Annotated in this window: 10 protein-coding genes; 5 read left to right on the forward strand and 5 right to left on the reverse strand. The window is 34.7% G+C overall.

Translation table 11 applies throughout. The features are described 5' to 3' along the window. Window positions 1-204: 204 nt before the first annotated feature. The 3 genes from JMUB898_RS09110 to JMUB898_RS09120 form a co-directional block, all read right to left on the reverse strand. Window positions 205-3654 carry a pyruvate carboxylase gene (locus JMUB898_RS09110; RefSeq protein ID WP_037541338.1) on the reverse strand — a complete coding sequence of 1150 codons (3450 nt, stop codon included), beginning with the start codon at window positions 3652-3654 and terminating at the stop codon, window positions 205-207. Between the two features lie 387 nt (window positions 3655-4041). After that, entirely contained in the window at window positions 4042-5265 is a 1224-nt protein-coding gene (gene ftsW, locus JMUB898_RS09115; RefSeq protein WP_002442184.1) for a cell division peptidoglycan polymerase FtsW, read from the reverse strand. A gap of 329 nt (window positions 5266-5594) precedes the next feature. Next, complete coding sequence (locus tag JMUB898_RS09120; protein WP_002435383.1) at window positions 5595-5870, reverse strand: Fpa/YlaN family protein; 276 nt, start codon at window positions 5868-5870, stop codon at window positions 5595-5597. Window positions 5871-6014: 144 nt separating this feature from the next. Here JMUB898_RS09120 and JMUB898_RS09125 point away from each other — a divergent pair, with 144 nt between their 5' ends. Continuing rightward, window positions 6015-6497 (forward strand): hypothetical protein, encoded by a 483-nt coding sequence (locus JMUB898_RS09125; protein WP_002442182.1) that lies wholly within the window; start codon window positions 6015-6017, stop codon window positions 6495-6497. A gap of 1 nt (window position 6498) precedes the next feature. Beyond that, complete coding sequence (locus tag JMUB898_RS09130) at window positions 6499-6711, forward strand: YlaI family protein (protein ID WP_002442179.1); 213 nt, start codon at window positions 6499-6501, stop codon at window positions 6709-6711. Window positions 6712-6769: 58 nt separating this feature from the next. On the opposite strand, the gene typA is transcribed toward JMUB898_RS09130, so the two are convergent. Then, window positions 6770-8617 carry a translational GTPase TypA gene (typA, locus tag JMUB898_RS09135; RefSeq protein WP_037541334.1) on the reverse strand — a complete coding sequence of 616 codons (1848 nt, stop codon included), beginning with the start codon at window positions 8615-8617 and terminating at the stop codon, window positions 6770-6772. A gap of 99 nt (window positions 8618-8716) precedes the next feature. On the opposite strand from typA, the gene JMUB898_RS09140 reads away from it, so the two are divergent. Next, window positions 8717-8908, forward strand: coding sequence for a DUF5325 family protein (locus JMUB898_RS09140; protein ID WP_002442175.1), 192 nt, complete (start codon window positions 8717-8719; stop codon window positions 8906-8908). A gap of 174 nt (window positions 8909-9082) precedes the next feature. On the opposite strand, the gene JMUB898_RS09145 is transcribed toward JMUB898_RS09140, so the two are convergent. Beyond that, on the reverse strand, window positions 9083-9904 hold the full coding sequence (locus tag JMUB898_RS09145; RefSeq protein ID WP_002442173.1) for an inositol monophosphatase family protein: 822 nt from the start codon (window positions 9902-9904) through the stop codon (window positions 9083-9085). 176 nt (window positions 9905-10080) lie between these two features. Here JMUB898_RS09145 and JMUB898_RS09150 point away from each other — a divergent pair, with 176 nt between their 5' ends. Both JMUB898_RS09150 and JMUB898_RS09155 read left to right on the forward strand, forming a co-directional pair. Beyond that, entirely contained in the window at window positions 10081-10692 is a 612-nt protein-coding gene (locus JMUB898_RS09150) for a YktB family protein (protein ID WP_037541332.1), read from the forward strand. A 100-nt stretch (window positions 10693-10792) separates the two neighbouring features. Then, window positions 10793-12178, forward strand: coding sequence for an Nramp family divalent metal transporter (locus tag JMUB898_RS09155; RefSeq protein ID WP_126502034.1), 1386 nt, complete (start codon window positions 10793-10795; stop codon window positions 12176-12178). The last annotated feature ends 12 nt before the right edge of the window (window positions 12179-12190 follow it).

Consider the following 12190-nt stretch of genomic DNA (forward strand, 5'->3'; position numbering starts at 1 on the left):
CATTGATCGAACAAACACACACTAAAGTTCATAAGCTATTACACATTATAAATACGCGCCCTTCAAGGTATACTCACGTAAATTATCCTTGAAGGGCGCGTATTTATCTATGCTGAAGTACCAAACCGCTATCGTTGGCGAATACAGAAGCCCGCCCAATTGTGTAAACTGACGTATTGTCACACAATTGGACGGGCGGGCATGTTATGATAGCTTTTCTATTTCAACGAGTAAATCGCCTGTCGCAATCGCATCGCCACTGACTACATTCACTTGTTTAATTACACCATCAAAAGGTGCTTGTATAGTAGTTTCCATCTTCATCGCTTCAGTAATCAACAATGGTTGATTTGCTTTTACTTCATCGCCTACAGATACTTTCACTTCTGTTACTGAACCAGGCATTTGTGCCCCAATATGACTAGGATTCGTTTTATCAGCTTTTGGTTTTACATTCGCATTCGTCTTTACATTTTCATCTTTAATATAAATACGACGTGCTTGACCATTCATTGCGTAGTAAATAGTACGATTACCATTTTCATCAGGTTCACTAATCGTTTCAAGTTTAATAATTAAACGTTTACCAGTATCAATTTCAATTTCTACTGTTTCACCATTACGCATACCAAATAAGAATGTTGGTGTATCTAATAACGATAAATTACCATATTGAGCTTTCGTTTGAATATATTGCTCATAAACCTTTGGATATAAGACATAGCTAATCACATCTTGCTCAGTCACTTCGTCATGTTGTTTCTCAGCTAACGCTTCACGAATTGCTTCAAAGTCCACAGGTTCTAAATATTCTCCTGGTCTTTCAGTAAGTGGAACTTGTCCTTTAAGAATGACATCTTGTAACTTTTGATTAAATCCGTTTACCGGTTGCCCAATTTCTCCTTTAAAGAATGAGACTACCGATTCAGGGAAATCAAGTTTATGACCTTCGCTAAGTACTGAAGATTCATCCAAATCATTCTGTACCATGTAAAGCGCCATATCTCCGACTACTTTAGATGATGGTGTCACCTTGACAATATCTCCAAATAAGAAATTCACTCTACGATACATATCTTTAACTTCATCGAAACGCTCTCCTAAGCCTAAACTTTTAGCTTGTTGACTTAAATTTGAATACTGTCCGCCTGGCATTTCATGTTGGTAAATTTCAGTATTAGGTGATTTTATGTCACTTTCAAAGTCCGTATAATATGGACGAACTGTTGCCCAATAATGGCTCAGTTCTTCTAATCCTTCAATGTCTGTTCTTAAATTACGAGGGAACCCATTCAATGCGTAGTAAAGAGAGTTTGCGCTAGGCTGACTTGTTAACCCGCTCATAGACGCGACAGCTGTATCAATAATATCAACACCTGCATCAATCGCTTGTTTATACGTGAGTAAGCCATTTCCACTCGTATCATGTGTATGCAGATGAATTGGTAAATCGACTGCTGATCGTAATTCTCCAATTAATTCATTCGCTGCTTTTGGTTTCAGTAGGCCTGCCATATCTTTAATTGCTAAAATATGGAATCCTTCTCTTTCGAGTTCTTTAGCCATTTTCACATAATAATCTAATGTATAAATATTAGAACGTTCAACATTTAAAATATCTCCAGTATAACAAATTGCACCTTCAGAAATTTTACCTGCTTCTTGAACGGCCTCGTTTGCGACTTTCATTTGATCTACCCAGTTTAATGAATCAAATATACGGAATACATCTACGCCTGCTTTAGCACTTTCCTCTACAAACTTTTTAATGACGTTATCAGGATAATTTTTATATCCTACTGCATTGGATGCACGTAAAAGCATTTGGAATAATACGTTTGGGATTGCTTTACGTAGACGTTCAAGACGTTCCCATGGATTTTCCTTTAAGAAATTATAAGCAACGTCAAATGTTGCACCGCCCCACATCTCTAAAGAAAAGCTATCTTTAAATACTTCAGCCGTTTTAGAGGCGATATTCATCATATCTTTCGTTCTTACACGTGTAGCTAGTAAAGATTGATGTGCATCTCTAAAAGTTGTATCCGTAATTAATACATCTTCTTGTGCTCTAACCCAATCTGCTACGCCTTTAGGGCCCTGTTCATCTAGAATTTGTTTCGTACCAGATAAATGATTGATACGCTCTTGAGACACTTTAGGTATAGAAGTAGATTCATAATCTGGTTTAAGACGTTGCGCTACATTAGGGAAACCGTTAATCGTCACATTCCCAATATATTCCAGTGTCTTCGTACCTCTATCAAGCGTCGGTGCAATATCAAATAGTTCTGGCGTTTCTTCTATAAATTTAGTTGTATAATCGCCACTTCTGAATTTATCGTTACGCATCACATTAATTAAGAAAGGTATGTTCGTTTTCACACCACGGATACGCATTTCACGTAATGAACGTTCCATCTTCTCTTCGGCTTGCTTAAATGAAAATGCATGCGTAGAGAGTTTAACAAGTAATGAATCGTAATAAGGAGAGATTTCAGCACCTTGGAAACCATCACCAGCATCTAATCTTACACCAAAACCACCACTTGAACGATAAGCGATAATTGTACCTGAATCAGGCATGAAATCATTGGTTGGGTCTTCTGTTGTAATACGACATTGAATTGCATACCCAAGTGTTTGGATATCTTGTTGTTGTGGCATTGCTATTCTCTCACCAAATAACGATTCGCCATCAGCAACTAAGATTTGTGTTTTAACAATGTCAATTCCCGTAATCATTTCAGTAATAGTATGTTCAACTTGAACACGTGGATTCACCTCTATGAAGAAGAATTCATCGCCTGAAACTAAAAATTCAACTGTCCCAGCATTGACATATTTAATATTCTCCATGAGTTGAATAGCCGCTTCACAAATACGTTCTCTCAAACTTTCCGATAAACCAACTGAAGGTGCGACTTCTACAACTTTCTGATGGCGTCGTTGTACCGAACAATCTCTTTCATATAAATGTATGATGTTACCTTGTTCGTCACCAATTACTTGCACTTCAATATGTTTCGGATTATCAATGTATCTCTCAATATAAACTTCGCTATTGCCGAAAGACTTTTCAGCTTCTGACTTAGCACGGTGAAAGGCATCTTCAAGTTCACTCTCTTCACGAACAATACGCATCCCTTTACCACCGCCACCACTTGTAGCTTTAATCATCAGTGGAAAACCAGCTTCAAGAGCAAATTGCTGTGCCGCTTCAAAGCTTTCAATTGGCCCATCAGTACCTGGAATCACAGGTAAATTGGCGCGAATGGCTGTTGTTCTTGCCTTAACTTTATCTCCAAACATATCTAAATGTTCTAAATGAGGACCGATAAACTTAATACCTTCTTCTGCACAACGACGCGCAAATTGTTCATTCTCACTTAGAAAACCATACCCAGGGTGAATCGCATCGACACCTGCACGTTTTGCTACCTCGATAATTCGTTCAATATTTAAATAACTTTCAGCAGGACCTAAATCACTACCAACGAGATAGGACTCATCTGCCTTATATCTATGTAATGAACTTTTATCTTCATTAGAATATATTGCTACTGTACTGATATTTAATTCTGCTGCTGCTCTAAAAATCCTAATGGCAATTTCACCACGGTTAGCAACAAGTAACTTCTTTATATGTTTCAAAAGCTGAGACACCCCTCGTAATATTTTGAATTTTCTAACTAATTAGATAATAAAATTTTATCTTAAATGCTTGAATAATTCTATAGTAATTTACAAAGTTAAAAACAATTTATCGTTTTGTAACATTTTGTTGAATCAAAAATTTTCCCACCACTTCAAAATGAAATAACGATCATGTTTATGATTTAACTTCAATAAAACTTATTACTATTGATAACTTAATATTATCATCTATATTTCTCATATGCTAGTTTGACATCTTTCCTTTACAGAATTTTAAAATTTTCACCAGTCTAATTTAGTTTATAGACAAAAAAAGACAACCTATAGAGAAGTGATTCCTACATAGTAAGGACACAACTTCAATAGATTGTCTCTCTTTTATATTCAATTATAACGGCGTTTGATATCGATTTTACGTTGTTTAAGACGTTTATCATCTTGTTTGATTTGTTTAGCGGTAATTAATAAAAGTCCCATCGCAATACTTAAACTAATCATGGCTGAACCACCAAAACTAATAAATGGTAACGGGACACCTGTTAACGGAATCGTCGCAGAAATACCACCAATGTTTACAAATGTCTGACTTCCAATATAACTTGCGATACCGACACATACTAATTTATAGAAATGTGAAGGTGTTTTATTCGCTAATTGGAACGCACGATATACAATGAAATATTCTAAAATAATAACGATTAATCCACCCACAAGACCTAATTCCTCACAGATGACTGCGAAAATAAAATCGGTATGTGGTTCAGGTAGATACCCTAGTTTCATTATACTGTTGCCAAGTCCACGTCCGAATAAGCCTCCATTACCTATTGCCATTAAAGAGTTGGAAATATGATAACCCGTACCAGATTCCTGACCAAATGGATTAGTTAATGTGCTAAAACGCGCCTCTAAGTAACTTGGAACCATGTGTAAAATCAACATAAAGGTGGCGATGATAACAAAGCCTATAAATACTAATATTCCCCATTTCAACATGTTCTGTACACCGATGCCAGAATAGAAAATGATAGAGAAAAATATAATCAGTATTAACATTGTTTGTCCGACGTCTTTTTGGAAAAGTACAAGTACCAGACATGTTACTACAAATAGAATTGGACCTAAGATTAACTTGATGTTTTGTCTCACTGCCGGCATTTTCTTTTCAATCATAAAAGGTATGTAAAGAATAATGGCAATTTTAAGTAACTCTGATGCTTGTAGGTTCATAAATCCTAAATTAATCCAACTTTTAGAACCATTGATATTTTTACCAATAACTAATGTTAAAAGTAAAAGTAGGAATATACCAATCATCATTCCCTTTTGAACATTAGGTTTCTTCAGGATTTTCACATTCATGATGAATGCCATAAAGAATACGATGGCGAAACTCATAATGACGTACAGTAGCTGTCTATTATAAAAGTACGTTCCAGAAACGGCTACACCACCGGTTAAGGTACCTTTAGTCGCAGCGACCATACTTGCACTATAAACCATTACTAATCCAATCAAACAAAGGACTACATATGTAACCAACAATGGATAATCGATAAATTTAGAAGTTTTTCCAATATACCGCATTATATTTTTAAAATTATTCATATACTAGATCATCCAATTCTAAATTTTTAAAGTTAATCACTTCGTTGACTTAGTAAATTTATCTTCACTTTTTAAAAAGCTGTCTTACCTATTATATACTTGAATCCTTAGAATTAACAAATATTATTAGGTTAAGTGCGCATTTATTTTAAAAACAATTAAACAAAAATGACTGAGCAAGATATCGAATTAGATACCATCTCAGTCACTGATACGATAACGTATATGTACAATGGATGTTTATACGTGGTCGCGATTATATATTGAATCAACGCAATTATTTCGACACTTTAAATAAGTGCGTTATGTTATCTATGATAAATAAAACATTAAACGTTTGTGAAAGCTTCATGTAATTTAGAAAGTTCTTTTTCCAGTCTTAACATTAATTGCTTACCATCTTCTTTATCAACTAAACCAAGTTGAACAGCAAAATCAACCTCTTTTTGAAGGCCAAACATTTGTGTATCTAGCACTTCTTCATAAAGCGGACAAGAAGGTAAAGTTAAGTTATCCATTTGAACTTTAATAAGATGTAAAATTCTATCCGCATCTTTATTCAACTGGTCATATGCCGCATTATTTAATTTCGATTGGTTAGCCATGACATATTCCCCCTATCATTTCAATTAATATCTTCACATTAGAAGTTTATCTTAATAGATATTAAAAAGCAAGTGAATTTGAATTAAGTCGGTATGAATTTATGTTAAAATAATTGAAGATAAAAAATTAGGGAGTGGGCATATATGATTCAAATTAAAGGCGCAGTCAAGTTCCCTATCTCATTAGATAGTACAACTTGGATTTTTGATGACAGAAAGGTAAGTATCGACGATTTAGAACGTGGGGTATTCGACGGTACTCGTCCAGTTAAGTTTGAAGATAACACTGAATGGAATCGAGCAATTCTAGAAGGACAAACAAATCCGCCTACGCTTGATTCTGAAATTAAATATAAAAAACGTTCAGTTCTAGAAGGTACATTTGTGATTAATATGACTCCATTTTTCAAAAATGCTGAACCACAACAAGAAGCAAAAGCGATTAAATTATATAATGAAGAGCATTCTATTGAAGTACCAATGGATTTATTACCTTATTTATTCTTCCAATTCGCAAAAGATGGCAAACGTTTATACAGCGATAACGCAGTAGATAGCTTTGTTTACATTCCTGAAGAAGGGTATACATATGAATTTAAATATGTAACTCATATTGAGGTGATTTAATGTGTTAGAAGTTCAATGTATCATTTGTGAAACTAAAGTATTCATAGATGAGAATACTTTGGAAGCTAAACGTCTAAGAAATAACCCTATTCGCACTTTTATGTGTGATGATTGTAAGAGTCGTTTAGACACGCCTAAGCAACGCCAACCACAAGTGATCAATGAGAATCCTCAAAAGCAAGATAGTCACTCACAAAATAATAATGAATCGTAACTAATAAAAAGGTGCGACTCAAGTCATTTTAAAGCTTGAGTCGCACCTTTTCTATATCTTATTGATCTTCTTGCATCATTTGTTTAACACGTTTTGCTTCTTTTTCACGTGCGGATTTATTTAAGATTTTCTTTCTCAATCTAATACTTTCTGGTGTTACCTCTACTAACTCATCGTCATTGATAAATTGTAGCGCTTCTTCAAGCGTTAAAATTCTAGGACGATTCATCGTTTGTGTTTGGTCTTTCGTTGCTGAACGTACGTTAGTTTGATGTTTCGCTTTAGTGATATTAACTGTTAAATCATTTTCACGGTTATGCTCACCAACAATCATACCTTCATAAACTTCTGTACCTGGTTCCATAAAGTTTACACCACGGTCTTCTAAGTTAATAATCGCATATGATGTTGCTTGTCCTTGGTCCATTGAAATCAATGCACCATTACGACGTCCACCAATTTGAGCTTTAACACGAGGTCTGAACTCTTCGAAAGTATGGTTGATAATACCATAACCACGTGTCATAGACATGAATTCAGTTGTATAACCAATCATACCACGCGCTGGAACCATAAAGATTAAACGAGTTAGACCGTTATCTGTTGTCAACATGTCTAACATTTCACCTTTACGTGCACCTAATGATTCGATAACTGCACCGGCATTTTCTGAAGGAACCTCACATTGTACACGTTCAAATGGTTCGCTTAATACGCCATCAATTTCTCGTAAGATAACTTGAGGTTTAGAAACTTGTAATTCGAAACCTTCACGTCTCATGTTTTCAATTAAGATTGATAAATGTAATTCACCACGTCCAGCTACAACCCATGCATCTGGTTGGTCTGTTGGTGTAACCTTTAATGAAACGTCTGTTTCAAGTTGTTGTTCTAATCTTTCTTGAATTTGGCGTGCAGTTACGTAGTCACCTTCACGACCAGCGAATGGTGAATTATTAACACGGAAAGTCATCTCAAGTGTTGGTTCATCAATACGTAATACAGGTAACGCTTCTTGATGATCATGTGGAGTAACTGTTTCACCAACGTTAATGTCTTCCATTCCTGATACAGCAATCAAGTCGCCTGCTTGTGCTTCTTCAATTTCTTCACGTTTTAATCCGAAATAACCAAAGATTTTAGTTACACGGAAGTTCTTAATAGACCCATCTAATTTAATTAATGAGACATTATCACCAACACGCATCTTACCTCTGAATACACGTCCAATACCAATACGGCCAACGTAGTCATTATAGTCTAATAATGCAACTTGGAATTGTAATGGCTCATCATGATTGTCAACAGGTGCAGGTACGTAATCAATAATTGTTTCATAAAGAGATTGCATATTTTCATCTTGTTTATCTGACTCAAGACTTGCTGTACCATTTACTGCTGATGCATAAACAACTGGGAAGTCTAATTGTTCATCATTTGCTTCTAATTCGATAAATAAGTCTAATACTTCATCTACTACACCTTCTGGTCGTGCAGCAGGTTTATCGATTTTATTTACAACTACTACAGGTTTTAAGTTTTGCTCTAATGCTTTTTTAAGCACAAAGCGTGTTTGAGGCATTGTACCTTCATAAGCATCGACAACAAGCACAACACCGTCTACCATTTTCATGATACGTTCAACTTCCCCACCGAAATCGGCGTGTCCAGGTGTATCTAATATATTAATACGTGTGCCCTTATAATCAATCGCCGTATTTTTAGCAAGAATCGTAATACCACGTTCTCTTTCTAAATCGTTTGAATCCATTGCACGTTCGTCGACATGTTCATTCTCTCTGAAAATACCAGACTGTTTAAGCAACTCATCTACTAAAGTTGTTTTACCATGGTCAACGTGCGCAATAATCGCTATATTACGAACATCTTCTCTTAAATTAGTCATTTTATAAATTTCCTTTCTTGAGTAAACTCCCACTTTTAATTACAACTGTTTTATTATATCATATATTAGTGAAAAGATAAGTAAAAGGTGGGGTATGGGATGCAACAAAAAAAATCAAAAGGCATCTTCTGGGTGTTCTCTATTTTAGCAGTCGTTTTCTTAACTTTATTTAGCTTTGCAGTAGGCGCTGCAAATGTTCCAATGATGATTTTAACATTTATACTACTCATTGCAACATTTGGCGTTGGCTTCACAGTTAAAAAGAAATACCGTGAAAATAATTGGCTATAAAGAAATCATCTGATTAATTTATTTTGAATCATGTTACAAACTGGCTAGACCATTAATATAAACATAATAGCTCCTAAAATGAAGGATATTCACTTTCATTTTAGGAGCTCATTTTATTTCAAGATTTCATTTATCATTTTCAGAACAAAACATTGTGTCTTGTCGGCTTTCCCATTATTTTCTACCAAATCGCTTTTCATGATGCGACGCGATGGTCTCTTTAAACTCACTTAAATATTGATTTAATATTTGGTCATGTAATTGTTTATTTGCCATTACTATAGAATTAGGTCGATTCATTTCCAATGGATCACCTAATAAGTTTGTACCTATTCCTCCAACTTCATTCAAAATCATCAAACCACCGGCATAGTCCCAAGGTTGCAATCTTGGAGTGAGATATGCAGCGAGTTGTCCTTTAGCCACACTTATAATTTCGAGTGCAGCACTTCCATAAGCACGTGCACTTCTTGCATCATTTACAATTGGCATAAATATCTTGCCCATAATCGGTTTGGTTAACCAATTAGGATTGATTCCAATGATACTTGTTTTAAGTTCAGTATCTTCTAGAGGCTTAAGTAGATGAGTATTTTCATAGGCACCTTCTCCAACCTTTGTATGATATAGAACATCCTTCATGACATCGTAAACAAAACCAGCATAAGGTTCCCCATTATAATAAATCCCAATTGAAATAGCGAAATTTTCTTGTTGATGTACAAAGTTAAGCGTTCCATCAATTGGATCAATGACCCAAATGACACCATTCGTATCCGTTAATTCATGTCCATGCCCTTCTTCCCCTATCACACGGTGGTCTGGATAATTATGGTGTATTGTTTCATAAAGGAAATTTTCAGTAGCTTTATCTACATTTGTAACTAAATCATTAGGATTAGACTTCGTTTCAATATCCAAGTCTTCTTTCATCCAATGTCTTACTTTATTCCCAGCCTCTAATATTATACCTTTAGCAAAATCGTATAGTGCCATCGTATCATCTCCTATTACTTAACATTATACATGATGTTTTCTCGAAAATTATATTAATACATATTGATATACCTTAATTGTAAAATTTGAAACCCTCATAAGTAAGGTTCTAACTTTAGATAATAGATAAATACTTGTGCTACAATAACGGTAATCAATACATGAGGAGGCATAAAATGACTAAATATACATTTGCGCCAAAAGATTTTAAAGCATTTGATGTTGATGGTTTAGAGAATAGAATGGAAGCACTGAATGAGCATGTTAGACCACAGTTAAATCAATTAGGAGACTATTTCGCTGATTATTTCAGTTCACAAACAGGTGAAGAATTCTATCCTCACGTAGCGAAACATGCACGTCGAAGCGTGAACCCACCTGTAGATACTTGGGTTGCATTCGCACCTAATAAACGTGGTTATAAGATGTTACCTCATTTCCAAATTGGATTATTTAGAGATCAACTATTTATTATGTTCGGTGTCATGCATGAGGCTAAAAATAAAGCCGAACAAATGAAAATCTTTAAAAAGCATTTTGATAAAATCAAAGCATTACCTAACGACTATAGCTTATGTTTAGATCACATGAAACCTGAAAAAACACTTATTAAAGATATGAGTGAAGATGATCTTAAAAAAGCAATTGATCGCGCAATTAACGTGAAAAAAGGTGAGTTTTTCGTAGCACGAGCAATTGAACCTTCTGATAAAAGATTGAAAAGCGACAAAGCTTTCTTACAATTCGTAGAAGAAACATTTGATCAGTTCTTAAAATTTTATCAATAAAATAATTTTGATTTATAAAGTTTGAGTAGTATTTAATACAATGCTATTCAAGCTTTTTTAATGTGATGCAATATTTTTAGGTTGACCTAACTTTTTGTTTATGTTAATATATTTTCATAAGATTTTAGAGGTGAGTTTATTGAGTATAAAAGACAACAATTATGAACAACATCAAAGCTTAGATGAAATCAATAATACTATTCATTTTGATCATAAAGGTAGTGCAAGTCAGAAATTTCTAGCATTTCTCGGGCCTGGATTATTAGTAGCTGTGGGTTACATGGATCCAGGAAACTGGATTACATCTATGCAAGGTGGCGCGCAATACGGTTATACCTTGCTATTCGTGATTTTAATCTCAAGTTTGGCAGCGATGTTATTACAAAGTATGACGGTAAGATTAGGAATAGCAACTGGTAAAGATCTTGCACAAATGACACGTCATTTTTTAAGTAAACCCATTGCGATAGTTTTCTGGATTATTGCAGAGTTAGCAATCATTGCCACTGATATCGCCGAAGTGATTGGGAGTGCGATTGCTTTAGATTTAATTTTCGGCATTCCACTAATCGTTGGTGCATTAATCACAGTATTCGATGTATTCCTATTACTATTTATTATGCGTTTCGGTTTCAGAAAGATTGAAGCCATTGTAGGTACTTTAATATTTACAGTTCTAGCAATATTCGTGTTTGAAGTGTTTATTTCTTCACCACAATTAACTGATATTCTAAATGGGTTTGTTCCACATAAAGAAATTGTGACAAACCAAGGCATACTATATATCGCTTTAGGTATTATTGGGGCTACAATCATGCCACATAATTTATATCTACATTCATCTATCGTGCAATCACGTAAGTATAACCGTCATGATAATCAAGAAAAAGCACAAGCTATTAAATACGCAACGATTGATTCAAATCTTCAATTATCTATTGCATTTGTAGTCAATTGTTTATTACTAACACTAGGTGCTGCCCTCTTTTTCGGAACTAAAACTAACGATTTAGGTGGTTTCTATGATTTATATCATGCGTTGAAAACTGAACCGGCATTAGGTGCAGCAATGGGCGGTGTGATGAGTACACTATTTGCAGTTGCCCTATTAGCATCAGGACAGAACTCAACGATTACTGGAACGTTAGCAGGACAAATCGTTATGGAAGGATTCTTAAGATTATCCATTCCTAACTGGATGCGTCGTCTAATCACACGTTCGCTTGCAGTCATACCAGTTATTATTTGTTTAATCATTTTCAGAGGTAATGCTGAAAAAATAGAACAATTACTAGTATTTTCACAAGTATTCTTAAGTATAGCGTTACCTTTTTCATTAATACCGCTTCAATTGGCTACAAGTAATAAGAAATTAATGGGACCATTTATTAATAAAATGTGGGTTAACATCATTTCATGGACGCTGATTGTAATACTAAGTGGATTAAATATTTATTTAATTATTCAAACGTTTCAAGAGTTATAAAAAAAGATGGCA

It is taken from the genome of Staphylococcus caprae (assembly GCF_003966625.1).
Lineage (GTDB): Bacteria > Bacillota > Bacilli > Staphylococcales > Staphylococcaceae > Staphylococcus > Staphylococcus caprae.

Bases quoted from the DNA above. Each gene is read 5' to 3' on its own strand.
- ftsW (WP_002442184.1), bottom strand. From the start codon at position 5,265: ATGAATAATTTTAAAAATATAATGCGGTATATTGGAAAAACTTCTAAA.
- JMUB898_RS09120 (WP_002435383.1), bottom strand. From the start codon at position 5,870: ATGGCTAACCAATCGAAATTAAATAATGCGGCATATGACCAGTTGAAT.
- JMUB898_RS09125 (WP_002442182.1), top strand. From the start codon at position 6,015: ATGATTCAAATTAAAGGCGCAGTCAAGTTCCCTATCTCATTAGATAGT.
- typA (WP_037541334.1), bottom strand. From the start codon at position 8,617: ATGACTAATTTAAGAGAAGATGTTCGTAATATAGCGATTATTGCGCAC.
- JMUB898_RS09140 (WP_002442175.1), top strand. From the start codon at position 8,717: ATGCAACAAAAAAAATCAAAAGGCATCTTCTGGGTGTTCTCTATTTTA.
- JMUB898_RS09145 (WP_002442173.1), bottom strand. From the start codon at position 9,904: ATGGCACTATACGATTTTGCTAAAGGTATAATATTAGAGGCTGGGAAT.
- JMUB898_RS09150 (WP_037541332.1), top strand. From the start codon at position 10,081: ATGACTAAATATACATTTGCGCCAAAAGATTTTAAAGCATTTGATGTT.
- JMUB898_RS09155 (WP_126502034.1), top strand. From the start codon at position 10,793: ATGTTAATATATTTTCATAAGATTTTAGAGGTGAGTTTATTGAGTATA.